15 protein-coding genes and 1 tRNA gene are annotated in these 18,149 nt (G+C 59.8%); 7 read left to right on the forward strand and 9 right to left on the reverse strand.

All coding sequences use genetic code 11. The features are described 5' to 3' along the window. The first annotated feature begins 159 nt into the window (after positions 1-159). Positions 160-1,224, forward strand: coding sequence for a zinc ABC transporter substrate-binding protein (locus tag ACI3GR_RS12550; RefSeq protein WP_407494968.1), 1,065 nt, complete (start codon positions 160-162; stop codon positions 1,222-1,224). A gap of 77 nt (positions 1,225-1,301) precedes the next feature. On the opposite strand, the gene ACI3GR_RS12555 is transcribed toward ACI3GR_RS12550, so the two are convergent. From ACI3GR_RS12555 to ACI3GR_RS12565, 3 genes are all read right to left on the reverse strand, one after another. Beyond that, a tRNA-Gln gene (locus ACI3GR_RS12555) sits at positions 1,302-1,376 on the reverse strand. 95 nt (positions 1,377-1,471) lie between these two features. Then, positions 1,472-2,818 carry a mechanosensitive ion channel domain-containing protein gene (locus ACI3GR_RS12560; RefSeq protein WP_407494969.1) on the reverse strand — a complete coding sequence of 449 codons (1,347 nt, stop codon included), beginning with the start codon at positions 2,816-2,818 and terminating at the stop codon, positions 1,472-1,474. A 55-nt stretch (positions 2,819-2,873) separates the two neighbouring features. Further along, on the reverse strand, positions 2,874-3,410 hold the full coding sequence (locus ACI3GR_RS12565; protein ID WP_407494970.1) for an SH3 domain-containing protein: 537 nt from the start codon (positions 3,408-3,410) through the stop codon (positions 2,874-2,876). A 108-nt stretch (positions 3,411-3,518) separates the two neighbouring features. On the opposite strand from ACI3GR_RS12565, the gene ACI3GR_RS12570 reads away from it, so the two are divergent. From ACI3GR_RS12570 to ACI3GR_RS12580, 3 genes are all read left to right on the forward strand, one after another. Further along, positions 3,519-4,508: a 2-hydroxyacid dehydrogenase gene (locus ACI3GR_RS12570; protein WP_407494971.1), complete on the forward strand. Its 990-nt coding sequence runs from the start codon at positions 3,519-3,521 to the stop codon at positions 4,506-4,508. A 107-nt stretch (positions 4,509-4,615) separates the two neighbouring features. Next, on the forward strand, positions 4,616-5,128 hold the full coding sequence (locus tag ACI3GR_RS12575) for a methanogen output domain 1-containing protein (RefSeq protein ID WP_407494972.1): 513 nt from the start codon (positions 4,616-4,618) through the stop codon (positions 5,126-5,128). Continuing rightward, complete coding sequence (locus tag ACI3GR_RS12580) at positions 5,106-6,056, forward strand: GGDEF domain-containing protein (protein WP_407494974.1); 951 nt, start codon at positions 5,106-5,108, stop codon at positions 6,054-6,056. Before ACI3GR_RS12575 ends, ACI3GR_RS12580 begins: the two co-directional genes overlap by 23 nt. On the opposite strand, the gene ACI3GR_RS12585 is transcribed toward ACI3GR_RS12580, so the two are convergent. From ACI3GR_RS12585 to ACI3GR_RS12600, 4 genes are all read right to left on the reverse strand, one after another. Next, a complete protein-coding gene (locus tag ACI3GR_RS12585; protein ID WP_407494976.1) occupies positions 6,053-6,625 on the reverse strand; it encodes a cob(I)yrinic acid a,c-diamide adenosyltransferase in 573 nt (190 codons plus the stop codon). The genes ACI3GR_RS12580 and ACI3GR_RS12585 overlap by 4 nt on opposite strands. A 1-nt stretch (position 6,626) precedes the next feature. After that, entirely contained in the window at positions 6,627-6,824 is a 198-nt protein-coding gene (locus tag ACI3GR_RS12590; protein ID WP_407494978.1) for a twin transmembrane helix small protein, read from the reverse strand. A 71-nt stretch (positions 6,825-6,895) separates the two neighbouring features. Next, positions 6,896-7,726: an SDR family NAD(P)-dependent oxidoreductase gene (locus ACI3GR_RS12595; RefSeq protein ID WP_407494980.1), complete on the reverse strand. Its 831-nt coding sequence runs from the start codon at positions 7,724-7,726 to the stop codon at positions 6,896-6,898. A 22-nt stretch (positions 7,727-7,748) separates the two neighbouring features. Beyond that, complete coding sequence (locus ACI3GR_RS12600; RefSeq protein ID WP_407494982.1) at positions 7,749-8,330, reverse strand: SH3 domain-containing protein; 582 nt, start codon at positions 8,328-8,330, stop codon at positions 7,749-7,751. Between the two features lie 148 nt (positions 8,331-8,478). Here ACI3GR_RS12600 and ACI3GR_RS12605 point away from each other — a divergent pair, with 148 nt between their 5' ends. After that, positions 8,479-10,788: a DNA topoisomerase IV subunit A gene (locus ACI3GR_RS12605; RefSeq protein ID WP_407494984.1), complete on the forward strand. Its 2,310-nt coding sequence runs from the start codon at positions 8,479-8,481 to the stop codon at positions 10,786-10,788. A 26-nt stretch (positions 10,789-10,814) separates the two neighbouring features. Here ACI3GR_RS12605 and ACI3GR_RS12610 read toward each other — a convergent pair whose 3' ends face one another. Then, positions 10,815-13,397, reverse strand: coding sequence for a CheR family methyltransferase (locus tag ACI3GR_RS12610; protein WP_407494986.1), 2,583 nt, complete (start codon positions 13,395-13,397; stop codon positions 10,815-10,817). 68 nt (positions 13,398-13,465) lie between these two features. On the opposite strand from ACI3GR_RS12610, the gene ACI3GR_RS12615 reads away from it, so the two are divergent. Further along, positions 13,466-13,834, forward strand: coding sequence for a response regulator (locus ACI3GR_RS12615; protein WP_407494988.1), 369 nt, complete (start codon positions 13,466-13,468; stop codon positions 13,832-13,834). 405 nt (positions 13,835-14,239) lie between these two features. Next, on the forward strand, positions 14,240-16,201 hold the full coding sequence (locus tag ACI3GR_RS12620; protein ID WP_407494990.1) for an ATP-binding protein: 1,962 nt from the start codon (positions 14,240-14,242) through the stop codon (positions 16,199-16,201). On the opposite strand, the gene ACI3GR_RS12625 is transcribed toward ACI3GR_RS12620, so the two are convergent. After that, entirely contained in the window at positions 16,185-17,990 is a 1,806-nt protein-coding gene (locus ACI3GR_RS12625; protein WP_407494994.1) for a putative bifunctional diguanylate cyclase/phosphodiesterase, read from the reverse strand. The two genes, ACI3GR_RS12620 and ACI3GR_RS12625, sit on opposite strands and share 17 nt — an antisense overlap. Positions 17,991-18,149: the final 159 nt, after the last annotated feature.

Here is an 18,149-nt window from a genome sequence, read left to right on the forward strand (position 1 = left end):
TTTGGGCGATATGGATCAGTCGGGATGGCCAATACGCGGGTTTGGCCCTTTTGGGAACCTGCATAGCCCCCTGTGGGGCGGTCTGCAAATCCGTGTATTGTTATGTAATAACATTTCATATACCTGTCCATCAAAACCATGCACGATAAGGAGACACCGATGCGCACCACCCTGATTTTAAGCTCTGCCGCGGTTCTTGGGATGACGGGGCTTGCCCAGGCTGAGGTGCCGCGCGTGGTGGCGGACATCCCGCCGGTGCACTCGCTCGTGGCGATGGTGATGCAAGGGGTCGGTGCACCAGACCTTCTGGTGCCGCCGGGTGCGTCGCCGCACGGCTATGCGATGCGGCCGTCCGAAGCGGTCGCGCTGGACCGAGCCGATGCGGTTTTCTGGATGGGCGAGGGGCTGACGCCTTGGCTGGGCAAATCGCTAGAGGCGCTGGCCGCTGACGCGCAGGTTGTGGAACTGGCCGAGGCTGAAGGCACGACCGTGCTGGGGTTTCGCGATGGCGTAACCTTTGAGGTGATCGGTGATGCGCACGGTGACGAACATGCGCATGACGATGACCACGGGGATGAGCTTGCGCATGACGATGACCACGCAGATCATGCCGAAGATGACCATGCGGATCACGACGATCATGATGATGACGGCCACGGTCATGATGATCATGATGAAGCTGCGCAGGCGCATGATGATCATGACCATTCGGGTGACGATCCGCATGCATGGCTCGACCCCGAAAACGCGCGTGTCTGGGTGGGTGTGATCGCCGATACGCTGAGCGGTCTGGACCCCGAGAATGCTGCCACCTACGCAGCCAACGCCACGCAGGCCCGCGCTGATCTGAACGGGCTGATCGACGAGATCGAGGCGCAGCTAGAGCCTGTCCGTGACACCAAATACGTCGTCTTCCACGACGCTTATCAGTATTTCGAAAACCGCTTCGACATTGCTGCGGCGGGCGCGATTTCGATCGCCGACGCCTCGGACCCGAGCCCAGCGCGGATTGCAGAAATTCAGGCAGAGATCCAATCGCAGAAAATTTCCTGCGCTTTTTCCGAACCACAGTTCAACCCGGCCCTTGTCGAGACGGTCTTTGCGGGCATCGACGCCAAGGCGGGCGTCATGGACCCGATCGGCGCGGATTTGACCCCGGGCGCGGCGCTATATCCCCAACTGCTACAGGGGTTGTCGGGCAGCTTGGTGGATTGCTTGGAATAAGCGGATCGTCAGAAAACAGGGGTATTCCGGGGCGAACGGGCGCCTCGGGGCCCTACACAATAATTCTGAAAGGGAAGTGGCTGGGGTGGTAGGATTCGAACCTACGGTGCGCGGTACCAAAAACCGGTGCCTTACCACTTGGCTACACCCCAACGTGACGCGCTGATTACTCTGCACGCTTCATGGGTTCAAGCCCTTTTGGTTTAAAAAATTGTGACCAAGGGCAAACAAAATGCATCGGCCCCTGTTACTCGGTCGGGGCTTGGTGGGTCAGCAGGTCACGATCGCTCTTTTCGCGGCGTTCTTCTTCGACGATGGCTTCCAGTTCGTGGTCCGCGTGGGCCTGTACGTCCAGCGCTGTTTCCGGCGTGGCGGTGGGTGCGGCAGCCGCAGGGGCGCTGTCGTCCTTGGTCAGACCAAGGCCTTCGCCGCCGGCCCCGATCAGGCGATAGGTCGGTTCGGGCATCCCGATTCCGGCCGAGGTCAACGCAGCCATACATTGCCGGATGGTTTCGCCGCGGGCCGCCACCAGAGAGGTGTCGCGCTGATTGATCCAGCCCACGATGCGCAGGGTGACGGTGCTGTCGCCGATGCCGTCGATCCAGGTGTCAGGTGCAGGCGTTTCCAGCACGAAGGGCAGGGCGGTCATCGTCTCTAGCGCGGTCTTGGCGGCCAGCGCCATGTCGGCGTTGGGATCAATGCCGATGTCGAACAGGAATCGGCGTTCGTCGTTCATCGAATAGTTCACGATGCGGCTTTTGAAGACGGTCGCGTTGGGGATGCGGATGTGGTTGCCGTCGTAAGACAGAAGGATCGTGGCGCGGGATGTGAGCCGGATCACCTTGCCTTCGTCGCCGTTGATTTCGACCGCATCATTGGGGCGGAACGGCTGGCGGATCGACAGCATGATCGAGGCAATGAAATTTTCCACCGTGTCGCGCACGGCAAAACCGATGGCCAGACCGATGATCCCCGCAGCGCCAAGGATCGTGGACAGCAGCGCGGTGGCGTTCAGGATATCAAGGCCCACCACGATCCCTGCGATCACGAAGGCCAGCCGGATCACCTGACGATAGATGTCCGCGATAAAGGCATTGGGGGCCAGACGGTCCCAAGGTTGCTTCATCCGGGCGATGACGATGCCGATGAAGACGACGATCAGGAAGGCGGTGAAAGCGATGATCAGAAGGGGCGACCAGGCGATCAGGTCGTACATGCGTTTCTCGAACCGCTCCATCGCCGGGTTAAGGCGGCGGGCGACGTCCGTGGTCTCGGACACCTCGTTGCGGATGGCGACGACGCCTTCGACTCGGGCCGCCAGTCCGTTCAGTTCATCTAGACTTTCCGCGTCCAGCGTGGTGCCGCGCAGGGTGACGATGCCGGAATTGACGGTGACGGTGATGTCCTCGTAGCCGTCAAGTTCGGACAGGATATCCCGGATGCGGGTCGCGATGGCGGCGTCCTGCGTCGCGTCTTCGGAGACAGAGATCGTACCAGAGGGCTGGTCGCCTTCCTGCGCCGCGACAGCGGACACACCGATAGACGACAGAAATAGCGAAGCGGCCAGAAGGCTGGCAAAAAGGATGCGGATCATGGAACTGATTTTCTGAAATAAAGTCAGATCGATCCTAACGTGGGCTGGGTGGGGATCAATCCCTCAGTTCGGCCCGGTCCACACCCCAAAGTGCGGTTTTCGGCGCCCAGCCCTTAAAGCCTGCCACCTGAAGGCGGCACCAATCGGGCAAGCATTGGTCCAACCGGGCCACGACGCCCAGCTCCAGCTGCGCTGTCACGGGGGATTTGTCGTTGGGGCGGGCATGGATATCCAGCATGTCCTTCTGGATCAGCACGGTGCGCACGCCCGACAGCAGGGAATGGTGAATCCAGCCACCCACGCCTTCCTGATCCACGACGCGCCGCCAGTGGCCGTGTTCGGCCGTGATCTGCAGCGGCATGTTGCGGCGCATGAAGACCCAGTCGATGCGGTGGGTGACACTGGGGCCACGGCGGGCGTTGCCCTTGGAGGCTTTCATGGACACGTAGCGCGGCAGGGGGAGGTGCGTGATCGCGCCGACCTGCTGTTCAGGCTCTGCCCCGTCCGTTTCGGTGGCCAAGCCGGGCGAAACCGCGCCCGAGACCCCGATCAACAACGATAGCGCGACTGCGCGAAACCACTTCTGCCCCATGGTGATACCCAAAATTGCCCGCAATACGCTGGCGGTTCTTGTGCCGCCGCTTTGTTTCGGTCACTTTGCCCCTAAGTTCAGAATTTTGGAAGCTGGTGGAGGGCCTTCATGCCAACTCAACGTCTAAGTGTTGTCGTTACGCGACGCTTGCCCGAGCGGGTCGAAGCGCGGATGGCAGAACTCTTCGACGTGACGCTGGGTCCGCGCGAGGATCGGCCGATGGATCGTGCGGAACTGGCCGAAGCGATCCGCACGGCTGATGTGCTGGTGCCGAACCTGCGGGACAAGATCGATCGGGGCCTGATCGCTCAGGCCGGAGAGAACCTGCGGCTGATCGCGAATTTCGGCGCGGGCGTGGACCATATCGACGTCGCAACCTGTCGTGAGCGTGGCATTCTGGTGTCGAATACGCCCGATGTGGTGACGGATGATACCGCCGACATGACGATGGCGCTGATCCTTGCTGTCACGCGGCGTATCCCGGAAGGACTGGCGCAGATGCAGTCAGGCGATTGGGGCGGTTGGAGCCCCGGTGCCCTGCTGGGTGGTCGAATCGCCGGCCGTCGTCTGGGTATCCTTGGCATGGGCCGGATCGGTCAGGCGGTGGCGCGGCGGGCGAATGCCTTTGGGATGCAGGTGCATTACCACAACCGCAAGCGCCTGCGCGAAGAGACAGAAACCGAATTGCAGGCGACCTATTGGGAAAGCCTTGATCAGATGGTCGCGCGTGTCGACGTTATTTCGATCAACTGCCCGCATACGCCGTCAACCTATCACCTGATGAACGCACGGCGTCTGAAGCTGATGAAGCCCGAGGCGGTGATCGTGAACACGTCGCGGGGCGAGGTGATCGACGAACATGCGCTGACGCGGATGCTCAAGGCGCAGGAAATCGCGGGCGCGGGTCTGGATGTCTATGATTATACGGATGAAAACAACGCCGACCTGCGGACACTGCAGAACGTCGTGCTGTTGCCGCATATGGGGTCGGCCACGCGCGAAGGCCGGGCCGAGATGGGCGAAAAAGTGATCATCAACATCAAAACGTTCGCCGATGGTCACCGTCCGCCAGATCAGGTTTTTGCCGGATTGTTGTGACTTCCTTCGCATCAGCGGCAAAAATTAACCCTTCGTTTCCACTTTGCTGAGACGCTGTGGCCCAGGGACAGCATCGGCTGATCCCGGTGTTGACCAGAGGTGTCGTCATGAAGGATCACGTCAGCCCGGTCGCGGCGGCGGGCCCGCGACCTGATCGCGAAGAATTCCTGAACCGCATGATCGGATCGCTTTCCGAAACGATCGAAGATGTCGTCGGGGTGGAAGATGCGGAAAGCTTTATCGGTGTCGTCGGACGGCGCATCGGCAACAGCGATCTGGCCGAAATGCCCGCAACCGAAGACGTGGACGCCAAATCCGTCGGCGACCATCTGGCGGAATTCAAACGCCGGATCGGCGGCGAATTTCAGGTCACGTCGATCGATGGCGCGACGGTGACCTTCGAAAACACGCGCTGTCCTTTCGGGGCCGAGGTCACAGGCCGCACGTCGCTGTGTCAAATGACGACGAATGTCTTCGGGCGTGTCGCAGCAAATGCGACGGGCTATGCCAACGTGTGTGTGCACAAGGCGATTTCCCGGGGCGACCCGACGTGTGTGGTAACGGTCAGATTGGCGCGTGAGGCCAAAGAAGATGACGGTGGACAGGATTTCTACGGCTGAACCCGACGGGTATATCGCCGGGGCCGTGGCCATGCTGGCTGCGGTGCCCGGCGTTGCGTTCCTGTTGCGCGCAGACGGCAGCGTTCTGGGCGGCAACGACGGATTCGACGCGCGTATGCGCGAGGTCTTCGCCTCGGGCGGGCCCGGGACCGGGGCCGGCACGTTGGTGCCGCTGCTGCGGGATGTGCTGGGAACCGATCAGCCGCGGTTTCATCGATTTGCGCTGCCGGACGGATCGACTTTGGGGTTCTATTGCCACCGGTTCGAAATCCCCGGCCTCGCGCCTTTGGTGCTGGTCCAAGAAGATCGCCGCCGTGCGCCTGAACGTGCCAAGTCCGTCGTGCCGCATCACCTGATTAAGCTGGAAGAAGAGCGGGAAGCCGCCCGCGCCAAGGAACGCCGCCTGCGGCAAGAAGCGCAGCATTGGCGGCAAATCTCAATGACCGACCGGATGACGGGGCTGTTGAACTCCACCGGGTTCCGCGACCGGGTGGATGCAACGTTGAAAACCTGCGCCCGGTCAGTGCTGGTCTATGCCGATCTGAACGGGTTCAAACAGGTCAATGACACTCTGGGTCACGCGGCCGGTGATAAGCTGCTGAAAGATATGGCCGAAACGCTCAAGATGGCGACGCGGGCCACGGATCTGGTGGGGCGCGTCGGGGGGGACGAATTCGCGATCCTGCTGACGGAATGTTCCGATGCGGACCGCGATACCGTTGTGCGCCGTTTGCAAAATGCCATGGCGCGGCGTTTTCCCGTGGACCGGCGCGACGGCTCTCCGGTGATGATCCTGCGGGTCAGCGCCGCCATGGGCTATGCCACCTACCCGGACGAGGCCGGGGATGTGGATTCGCTTTTGATCCTTGCCGATTCCCGCATGTATGCGGACAAAAACGGCAAGGGTCACACGCGACGTGGCGCTTAGCGGCTGGCCCCCGGCACCCAAAGGACGTCGCCGTCGCCATTCTGGTTCGCCACGCGGCTGGCAACGAAGAACCAGTCGGACAGGCGGTTCAGGTATTTGACCGCGATGTCGTTGCAGCCCTCTTCGGTCAGCAGTGCCACGGCAAGCCGTTCGGCCCGGCGGCTGACAGTGCGGCATTGATGCAGATGGGCCGACAGGGCCGTCCCACCGGGCAGGACAAAGCTGCGCAACGGGGCCAGATCTTTGTTCATCGCATCGATCTCGGCTTCCAGCCGGTCCACTTGGCTGGCGATCATACGCAGCGGTGGATACTCGGCCTGCGCATCGGCGGCCATGTTCGGGCGGCAAAGGTCAGCGCCCAGATCGAACAGGTCATTCTGGATGCGGGCCAGCGCCTCGTCCATTTCGCCTGTCGAATGCAGGCGGGCAAGCCCGGTGACCGCGTTGGTTTCATCGACCGTTCCGTAGGCTTCGACACGCAGAGATGGTTTGGGCACGCGGGTGCCATCGCCAAGGGCGGTTTCGCCAGCGTCGCCGGTACGGGTGTAAATTTTGGACAGGACAACCATTTCAGCCTCCGCGCCGCAGCCAGACGAAACCAAGGATCAGGATGACCGCGACCAGCTGTGCGATGATCCGCAACTGCATGACCTTATTGGCCTTTTTTCCGTCAGATCCGACGGCAAAGCCACCGATGCCGTAAAGAAGGATGCCGGCCACGACCAAAACGGCCAGCGCGACGATGATAAATAACGGGTCTTGGAGCATTGGGTCCTCCTGCGGTTTTGCCTGATGTAGCGGTCTGCGCGGGAAAAGCGAACCCGCCATTTCCGCGCAGGTCAGCCTTTGGCCAGAATCCAGTCCAGCGCACGGGTCGGCAGAAGGCGTCGCGCCACGTTCATCGCGTGCGTCGGTGTGGTGACGCGATACCGGGCGCGGGGGCGTGGGGCCTCTAGCGCGCGGAGCAGGGCGGCCGTGGTCGCCTCGGGGCCCAGCTCAAAGGGATCACGCTTTGGCGCGGCATACAGGCGCTTTAGCAACGTCGCCTCATATTGCGCTTTGCGGGGGGAGTTTTCCCAATCGATAAACCGTTCGAACAGCGGCTGACTGTTTTTGCGGATCTGGCTGGTGATCGGGCCGGGCTCTAGCAGGATGACATGAATCGGCGTATCGCGCATTTCGATCCGCAGAGTGTCGGTCAGGCCCTCCAAAGCGAATTTGGATGCGACATAGGCCGATCGCCAAGGCGCGGTCACAAGGCCCAAGACCGAGGAACAATTGATGATACGTCCATGGCCCTGCGACCGCATCACGGGGATTACCCGGCGGGTCAGGTCATGGGGGCCGAAAAGGTTCGTGTCGAATGTCAGGGCCAGCGCTTCGCGCGGCAGGTCTTCGGACGCGCCGGGCAGGGCGATGGCCCCGTTGTTGTACAGGGCGTCAAGAGTACCACCCGTCGCGGCCAGCACCTTGTCCAACGCGTCGCCAATGCTGTCGGGGTCGGTGTAATCCAAGCGGTACGAGTCGAATCCTTCATCCCGCAAGCGGTTAACATCATCGTCTTTTCGGCAGGTGGCGAAGACGCGCCAGCCTTTTTCCCGAAGGCCATGCGCCGCATGATAGCCAATGCCCGAAGAGCATCCTGTGATGAGGATCGTGCGGTCGGGCATTGGTGGTGTCAGGCTAGCTGGATCAATCGGCGGCGGTCAGCAGGAAGTCTGCCATCCAGCCGATGCGACCGGATTCGCTGACCCGCAGTTTCAGCCAGCCGTTGCCGGGGTCAGACAGCACTTCGACCTCGTCACCGCGCGCCAGACGGCCCACGATAGAATAGTTGGTGCCAGGGCCATTGCGCATGTTCACGCGGTTGCCGGTGACCGACCGCATATCGGGGCCGACGTTATCTACGGCCACTTCGATCGCGCCGGACGCAGGGGCCGCGCCGGGGGCTTCCTGTTCGCGGCCGACCACGTTGCCGAACGACGCAAGAACGGCCGGATCAACGGCGGCAAGTTCTTCTTCGTTCGGGGTGCGCAGATCGAAGTTGGGCTGAGAAAATGCCACGCGGGTGACGGCAGGTTGCGTCGCCTTGGGGGCGATCACGGGCGTCGTATCAGTGGCCGCGTCTTCAGACCGGGTCGACACCTGAATGGCGTCTTTCTTTGCCGGCTCAGCCTCGGCCGTGGGGACCATGGGTTCGAAATCTTGGCCGCCGCTCATCTCGTAGAACGCCCAGGCGAGGAAGATGAAAGTGAGGAAGATGAACTTAGACATGGTTGGCTCCGATTATCAGCGGTGAGTCAACGACTTGTGAACCTGAGAGTTCCTTATAATCCGATTCGTGGGGTTTAGAAGTTTAACTAACGGTTAATTTTAAGGTGTGACCTTTACCGTCCCAGACGACTCAGAGTACACATCATCTATGAGCGATCTGGTAGATGACCCCAATATGGGCGGTGCTGAAAGCACAGAGCCGCTGTCCCGTGCCATCGGTGACAGGTACCTGACCTATGCGCTTTCCACGATTATGCACCGTGCCCTGCCGGATGCGCGCGATGGGCTGAAGCCGGTCCACCGCCGGATTCTCTATGCCATGCGGGAACTTCGCCTTGGCGCGGGCAGCCGATTCCGGAAATCATCGAAGATTTCGGGCGACGTGATGGGCAACTTTCACCCGCACGGCGATCAGGCGATCTACGACGCCATGGCGCGTCTGGCGCAGGACTTTAACGTCCGTTACCCGCTGGTCGACGGGCAGGGGAACTTTGGCAATATCGACGGCGATAACCCCGCTGCCAGCCGGTATACGGAGGCGCGTCTGACCGCCATCGCCGAGGCGATGATGGAAGGTCTGGCGGAAAACGCCGTTGATTTCCGCGACAACTATGACGGGACGCTGACCGAACCGGTCGTGCTGCCTGCGGCGATCCCCAACCTGCTGGCCAATGGGTCCTCGGGCATCGCGGTCGGCATGGCCACCAACATTCCGCCGCACAATATTGATGAGCTTTGCTCTGCCGCGCTGCACCTGATCAAGGTGCCGGACGCGCGGGATGAAACGCTGCTGAACTATGTGCCTGGCCCGGATTTTCCGACCGGCGGTATCATGGTCGAACCGCGCGAAAGCGTGGCAGAGGCCTACCGTACGGGGCGCGGGTCGTTCCGCCTGCGTGCCAAGTGGGAAAAAGAAGACCTTGGTCGCGGCCAGTGGCAGATCGTTGTTACCGAGATCCCGTATCAGGTGCAGAAATCTCGTCTGATCGAGAAGATAGCTGAGCTGATCCAGACCAAGAAGGTTCCGATCCTTGCCGATATCCGGGACGAATCTGCCGACGATATCCGTATGGTGCTGGAGCCGCGGTCCAAGGCTGTCGATCCCGACGTTCTGATGAACATGCTGTTCCGCAATTCCGATCTGGAAGTGCGGTTCAGCCTGAACATGAACGTGCTGATCGACGGCGTGACGCCCAAGGTCTGTTCGCTGAAAGAAGTGCTGCGCGCCTTCCTGGATCATCGCCGGGACGTCTTGCTGCGCCGGTCCGTTCACCGGATGGAAAAGATCGACCACCGGCTGGAGGTCTTGGAAGGGTTCATCATTGCCTTCCTCAACCTTGACCGTGTGATCGACATTATCCGGTATGACGATGATCCCAAGGCCGCGCTGATGGCCGAAGATTGGTCGGTAAAACGCGGGCGCGCTGCGGATGAGGCTGCTTATGTCAGCCCAATCGGTGTGGACGACGAAGGCGAACTGACCGAGGTTCAGGCCGAAGCGATCCTGAACATGCGCCTGCGGTCCTTGCGCCGTCTGGAAGAGTTGGAGCTGATCCGCGAACGCGACGCGCTGATGGAAGAACGCGCCGGGTTGGAAGACCTGCTAGAGTCCGAAGAGGTCCAGTGGTCCACCGTGGCCGAGCAGGTGAAAGAGGTCAAAAAGACCTTTGGCGCCAAATCCGAAGGCGGCGCGCGCCGCACCCTGATCGAAGAGGCGGGCGAGGTCGAAGACGTCCCACTGGAAGCTATGATCGAACGCGAACCGATCACGGTGGTCTGTTCGAAAATGGGCTGGGTGCGCGGCATGAAAGGTCACATCGACCTGACGCAGCAGCTGAAATTCAAGGACGGGGACGAAGGCCGTTTTGTCTTTCATGCAGAGACGACCGACCGGTTGCTGGTCTTCGGCTCGAACGGACGATTCTACACTGTGTCAGCGGCAAACCTGCCGGGCGGACGCGGCATGGGGGAACCTCTGCGCCTGATGATCGACCTGCCGAACGAGGCAGAGATCGTCGATATCCTGATCCATCGTCCGGGGGGCAAGCTGATCGTCGCCTCGACCGCCGGGGATGGTTTCCTTGTGGGGGAAGACGACGTGCTGGCTCAGACACGCAGCGGCAAGCAGGTGTTGAACGTGCGCGGCGATGTGTCGGCGCTGTGCTGTAAGCCGGTGGCGGGCGATGCGGTCGCCGTGGTGGGTGAGAACCGCAAGGTACTGGTCTTTATGCTGGACGAGCTTCCGGAAATGGGGCGCGGTAAAGGGGTTCGGCTGCAGAAATACAAAGACGGCGGCCTGTCTGATCTGACCGTCTTCACCCTTGCCGATGGACTTAGCTGGCATGATCCGGCGGGTCGGACGCGGGTCGAAACCAATCTGGAAGAATGGTTGGGCAAACGCGCAGGCACAGGCCGGATGGCCCCGCGCGGCTTCCCGCGGGACAATAAGTTCAACTAAGAATCGACCGGGCCGCCCAAGGGGGCCTAGTCGTCCAGGTTGAAGCCTCGGAAGATCATCACAACACCGTTGTCGGCGCCTTCACTGTCCGCGTGGCTGATTGAATAGGTTTCGATCGTCAGGTTGTGCCCGGCATAAGGGCCGGTTGCGCGCTGGGTCGATCCATCGGCAAGCGTTTTGTCGGACATCTTCTTGAGGTCCGCAAAATCAAAGCGCGGGCCGACCACGTCCAGCGTCCGGTTGATATCGTGTTGCTGCATCTGAAACATCGCGCCGATCAACTGGCTGAACCGGCGGATATGACCCTGTTGATCAAGGATGATGACACCCACGTTCAGCATCCGTAGGACCATATCCATGCTGCGATTAAGGTCCTGTAATTGTTCGATCTTCAGCTCATGTTCGGCGCTGACGGTCACCAGCTCTTCGTTCACGGCGTGCAGTTCTTCGTTAGAGCTTTGAAGTTCTTCGTTGGAGGCCTGAAGTTCTTCGTTCGATGCCTGCAATTCTTCGTTGGAGGCTTGCAACTCCTCACCGCTGGCTTCCAGCCGTTCTGTGACCTGCTGCAGCGTTTCCTCGGTCAGGCGCAAGTCGCGCTCCAACTCCGTATTGCGCAGGGCAAGGATCGCGCCGTCTTCGTCGGGGGCAAGAAGCTCCATCGGTTTGGGCGTTTCGTCAGAACCGTTTTCCGCCAACTTCAACGACACGAGCAGAAATCGTGGCGGTTTGCTTTGTTCCAACGCCTCGATCGTCACATCGCAGATCTGCGGTTTCTCGTCATCGCTTTCGACCGTGACGCGCCGGGAATAAGGCTCTGACGCTTTCTGACGTAGTTTTTCGATACCGACGTTGATGGCGAAATGCAGCGACGGATGCACGATGTCTTCGACCGTCCAGTCCGCCAGATTGTTCATCGTGTCCACAAAGGCGGAGGCCGCGCCGAACCAGCTGAGCACGCGGCCATCAAGCGTGATCAGGATGGAGGAGGGCGCATAGCGACGCAGCAAAGCATTGTAGCTTTTGATCAGCATGTCCCGGTTGCGCAACTCGATGGATTCGACATTACGCCCGTCGGGGAACGCCGGTCTTTCCGTATGCGCGATGTACTTTTCCGGAATCTTGGGCGCGCGCGGCAGGTCGGGCAGGTAATAGCGGCGCAGATTTGGGCTCTGGCTTGACTTGCGATACAGGCGCCAGCGTTGATTGACGTTTTCAAAGTCGTCAGACATAGCGCCCACGGTTTCTGACGGACCCAGCATAAGGTAGCCGCCCTTGCGCAGCCCGAACAGGAACATCGACAGGATACGGCGGCGCGGCTCCGGCTCCAGATAGATCAGGAAATTCCTGCAGGAGACGAGGTCCAGATGCATGAAGGGCGGATCACTTAGGGCATCATGAACCGAAAAGATGATTTTTTGTCTAAGACCGGGATCGACGATGTACTGATCACGGTGCTTGTCAAAATATTTGTCACGGATGGCCACAGGCATGTGCTCCAGCGCTTCGTGGCCGTACACCCCGGTTGAGGCGCGGTCGATCGACCTGCGATGGACGTCCGTGGCGATGACCCGGAAGTTACAGTTCGATCCGGCGGCGAGGATGGATTCATTCATCTCGATCGCGATCGTGTAGGCCTCTTCGCCGCTGGCGCAGGCAGGCACCCAGATGCGGATCGGATCGCCTTCGGTTTTCTCGGCGACGATCTTGTCGATGACCTCGCGACGGAGGGCAGCGATCGCGTCAGGGTTGCGATAAAACTGCGTCACGCCGATCAGGATATCCTGATACAATTCGTCCAATGCGGCAGGGTTGGACTTCAGTAATTGCAGGTATTCTTCCAGTTGTTTGAACCCGCTCAGCTGCTGGCGTCGTTCGATCCTGCGCAGCACCAGATCGGGTTTGTAGGCCCCGAAGTCTACGTTGGTTTGCTGTTTCAGAAGGTCCTGAATTTCCAGCGAAATCCGGCTGGCGGTGATGGTGTCGGATTGAACGGTCGGACGACCGTTGATCAAGGTGTCACGAATGGCGTCCGACATCTCTCTGGGGGCGACGATCCGGTCTACGCAGCCGGTTTTCAACGCATTCTGCGGCATCGAAGAAAACTCTGCGCTTTCAGGGGATTGCACCATGACCGTGGCGCCCGCCGCATGCAGCGCGGTGGCGCCTCTTGCCCCGTCAGAGCCCGAGCCCGAAAGGATGATCGCGAATGTGCGGGCCGGATCGCGACCACAGAGCGAATTGAAGAAATAATCGATTGGCAAATGCGGCAGACCGTCGGCGATATCGTAGGCTCGGGTGCGGAACTCACCACCTTCAAGCCGGAAAAATTCGCTGGGCCTGTTCAGATAAATCGTATTCGGTTCAATGGTTAAACCGTCTTGCACGTGTTGAATACGGAGGTGTGATTGCCGCTCTAAGATACTTTTCATCATTGAGCTGTAGTCTGGCGACAAATGCTGGATGACAACGAAGGACCAGCCTTCATTTACAGGGGCTGAATTGAAAAAATCTTCCAAAGGCTTTAGGCCGCCGGCAGAGGCGCCTAATGCGACCAGAGGGAAAGTGCCTTCTTCGGCGACCGTCTTGGGCGTCTGATCGGAATCTTGCATTTCAGCCTCCTATTGGCGTTACTCTTAAAGCGTCAGTTCGATTCGAGCCAGGTATAGAAAGGTTAACATTGGCCAGAATATTTATTGCCGACGACGACCGGGATTATTTGGAAGCGTTCCGCATGGGGCTCGAGTCTATCGGTCACACTGTGTTTCAGGTGGATTCCGGTGATAAAGTAATTGAGATTGTTGAGAATTCTGACTTCGATATCATTTTTCTCGATGTCGTGATGGCTGGGGGCGGAGCTATCAGCCTTGTCCATCCAATTCGCACGCGACGACCCGATACCCCCGTTGTCGTTATGACCGGCCATGCGGAGCTTTATAACTCGGCTGTGTTTACACAAGGTTTTCGCCTCGCCAATGCGAGAATTAAAAAATCTGCGTCTCTGGACGAAATTAAGGCATTGGTAACAAACCTTTTGTACGCTCGTTAGAAGGCTGAATTGGTAATTTTTTGATGTGTGTCGTCCTGTGGACGTGCATTCACGACGGGTGTGGAAATTAACATATTTAACTCCATAGGTCGGTTTACGAGGCTGCAGGCGACCTCTCCTTGGACGCACCTTTTTGCCTATCCCGCAGTTCTTCTGGCTATTCTAAACCTTAGTCTTGGCTGGTTGGGCGGTGCGGACTTTTTGGTTCGTGGCCTTTCAGATTTTCCGGCTATGGTCCCGGGCACTGCGATTTGCGTTTTATTACTTGGTATTTCGCAGCTGCTTTTGGTTGCGGACACCGCGGTTTGGCAACGACGCGGGGCGGGATTGGTCGCGGGGATTTGCGGCGTCGCCGTGGTCGCTTACCTTCTGTCCAGCGGCGGCAGTGCCACGGCAGAGGACCGGATGTCCGTGGCAACTCTGCTAGCGGTTGTTCTTATCGCGGCGGCACAGATCACAGCAGATACTGAACGCCGGGTCGCTCTTCACGCCTATTTCGGTGGGGTCGTCATTGTCCTGTCCGTGATCGCACTTACGGGCTATCTTATTGATTCTCATATCTTACAGGCCATAACTGTGTTCCAAGGCCTTTCGGTGCCGACTGCCGTTTCGGTGTTGCTTCTGGCCGTTGCTGCGATTTTCAGCCGCCCCAGATCGACTTGGTTGTCGATCTTGGTCGCGCCCGGCGCAGGCGGGCGATTGGCACGCCGATATTTGCCCTGGGCCTTCGTGATCCCGATCTTGCTGGGCCAATTCGCCGTTGTCCTGACCGAGTCCGGCATTGTGGACAGCGGGTTGCGATTGCTTGCCTTTACTGTCGTCTTCGTGGTGCTGGCGTCTTGTGCGGTGATCGTCTTGGCGCATGTGCTGTCCGCGTCAGAACGGCGGGATCTCGGGTCTCGGCAGAACTTGCAGGCAATCCTCTCTGGGTTGAACGCGGCGATCTTTGTTTTGGACGAAAAAGGTGAAGTCTTGGGCCGCAACCAAGCGGCGGATCAGATGTTCGGCGTGAATGTCGATCGCATCGAGGATCTGACCCAACTGGCCTTTTATTCCATGCCGGATCGCGTTGACCTGACAGCGGCGCAACACCCTGTGACGAAGGTGTTGCGCCAGTCTCAGCAAACAATGGCCGGGTGGCTTGACCCGATGGGGAACGAAAAGGTTCTCCGATTTACGTCTTTTGACACGGAAGGTGAGGCGACGCGCTTTCGGGTGGTCGTCATTGCCGATGTGACAGAACCGTGGATGCTGCAGCAGACCGTCGCGCAGTCAGAGCGTGCGGATGCGCTGGCGCAATTGGTCAGCGGCGTGTCGCATGAGATGCTGAACGTTTTCGGTGTGATCAATCTGGCCGCAGGCAGCGTGGAGCCCGTCGCGCCAGACGCATCGCGGGTCATCACCAAGGCCAGCACGCGTGGCAGCGATCTGGCGGAGAAGCTGCAAAAGTTGACGATGGTCCACAACGGCGCCGTGACGGTGGTCGAAACGGGTGATTCTCTGCATTCCGCCGTTGAACTGGCGCGGCGGGCCTTGCCGGACAGTATCATTCTGGACGCAAACATTTCCGACGTCAGAGCCCCGGTTGCCTGCGAAGGAAGCGAGCTGGAGCTGGCAATACTGAACCTGATCCTGAACGCCCGGAACGCGATCGTGGACGCAGGACAGGAGGATGGGCGGATCAAGGTTTCGCTACGCACCAATTCGGCGGAGGCGATCATTTGGGTATCCGACAACGGCCCCGGTATCCCCGCGGCCTTGATAGACCGGGTAAAAGAGCCGTTCTTTTCCACGCGTCGGGACAGGGGCGGCACTGGGCTGGGGCTGGCCACCGTATCGGATTTCGCTGCCAAAAACGGCGGGCAGTTTCTGCTTGGGGATGGGGAGAATGGCGGGGCCGTGGCAGAGGTTATCCTACCCATCAGTCATGAATTGGCGGACCCGCAGGATGATGGGCAGATGCTGCAGTCGCTGGACGGCCTGTCGATCTTGGTCAGCGATGGAGACCCGGATTTTCTGGCGATTCTGTCGGACACGCTGATCCTGTTGGGTGCCAAGGTTGCGCGGGCGGCATCCGGCCAAGAGGCATTGGCGGCGCTGTCAGACGGTGCGCAGTTCGATCTGGTGATCACGGATCATGTGCTGACTGGGCCCATGGACGGTGGGCAGTTGGTCGAAACGCTGCGGCGTAGGTGTCCGGGGCTTGCCGTGATCTACATGGCCAGCGGGATGCGTGGCAGCGCCCCTGTCGATGTGTCTGTTGCGGGAATGACGCTGCGCAAGCCGATCAACATGGCGCATCTGACGAATGCTATTCTTAAGGTGTGCGGCCGCGAAGGCGGGGTGCGCGTTATGGCGACAGAGTGATCGGGGCGACTGTCTGGAAATAACTCGCTAGAACGGCGCGATCCAATGGGGCGTCGAACAGGAAACCTTGCCCGTACTGGCAGCCGCCATCGCGCAGCAACACGGCCTGATCGGGGGTCTCGATCCCTTCGGCGACGACCGTGATCTGCATATTGTGCGCCATGTCCAAGATTGCCTCTAGAACGGCGCGGGCGCGGCTGCCGGTCTCAAGACTGTCGACAAAGAACTTATCGATCTTGAGGACATCAATCGGCCAATCTGCCAGATGCCTGAGCCCGCCGTAGCCCGTGCCGAAATCATCCATAGCGATCTGGGCACCGCGGGCGCGCAGCTCTCTCAGCGTGCGGAGGATCTGGCCTTTGGGTTCGTCCAGAATGATCTGTTCCGTAACTTCGATCGTCAGCAGGGACCAATCGAAGCCGGTTTCATTTACCAACGATTGCACCTCGAACACGAACTCGGGATTCATCAGATCAAAGAAGGTCACGTTCAGGCCAAGGCGCGGGGTCCGACCCGTTGGGGCGATGTCGGATTTATAGATTTGAAACGCCTTTTCCATGATCGTGCGGGTCATTCTTTCTGCCAGCGCGTGGTCACGGAAAATGGTCGAAAACTGCGCTGGGATCATGTCTTTGCCCATGGCGTCGCGCCAGCGGGCCAAGACCTCGAACGCGGCGCATTGGCCGGTTTTCAGGTCGATAATGGGCTGGAAATTCGGGTGAATGTCGCCGTTCTGGGTCGCGGTGTGAAATTGCTGGGTCAGTTCGGCGGTGTTGTAGCGCAGATGCTTGTTGGGGTGGTAGACCGCGCTTTTGCCGCGGCCCGCGTTCTTGGCGGAATAAAGCGCGCTGTCGGCCAGTTCATACAGCATGGCATAGCTTGTCGCGTCCTTTGGCGTCTGACTGGCCCCGATGCTGACGTGACCAAGGTCCGGTTTGCTCAGCATGGCCGTTGCGCGCTGAATGTGGCTGCGGCAGCGTGACAGAAGCCCGTTCAGATAGGCTTTGCCAGACGAAGGTAGCGGCGTGAAAACCCCGAATTCGTCGCCGCCCAGTCGCCCGACGATACTGGTTTCGGGGAAGGAGCTGCGCAGAGCGCGGGCGATGGTTTTCAGGTACCGGTCGCCGAACTGGTGGCCATAGATGTCATTGATCAGCTTGAAGTGGTCGATGTCGATCACGATGAAGGCATGGTCGATGTGGCTGTCGTCCAGTGCCGCGCGGACCTTGTTTTCAAAGTAATACCGGTTGTTCAGTTGGGTCAGCGCATCGGTTTCCGACAGCCGTTGCAGCCGCGTCGCGCGGCTGGAAAGGGTCATCATGTCGTAGGTCAGGTCCGACAGGTTTTCCTGCGCTTTCCAGATCGCCTGTAGGTTCTGCGCCAGATGTCCGCAGATTTGCAGCCCGCGCGTCTCAACCCATGCGTCGGGGAGAAAGGCGAAGGCCAGCACGCCGACATAGTCGCGGTCCGGCCCTTTGACGGGCAGACACAGCGTGTCATAGTCGATGCCCTCGGCAGTGGTTGTCCCCCGGGTCGGCCCGGGTTGCGCGGCTGGCGGGGCGGACAGATCGGCGGTCAGCACCGGAGGCGGGGTGCGCGCCAGAGCGTCCAGCAGTTTCATTCCGGGGCCGTACAGCGATCGCGCGATGAGGTCGGTACTGCCCAGAGACATGGAGGGAGAGACATTAGCCAGCCCGGTCGGCGCGGCCAAGAACAGCGTGGCGACGGCGCCACTGACCACCTCGGCCGAAGTGCGGAACTGGTCCAGCGCTGTTTCAAGTTCGGTCACGGAAGCCATGTCCTGTGAGGATGGCACTGGTTTAACATAGCTGGACATCGGTGGCACGGTTCCATGCAAAATGACGAATAGGTCACGGCAGGCGCACCTGTCGTTCGTTGCTTCATCATTTGGTCAGAACGCTTAACAAAGGGTTAACAGGGCGTGCGC

This window comes from Pseudooceanicola aestuariicola (assembly GCF_045763785.1).
GTDB lineage: Bacteria > Pseudomonadota > Alphaproteobacteria > Rhodobacterales > Rhodobacteraceae > Pseudooceanicola.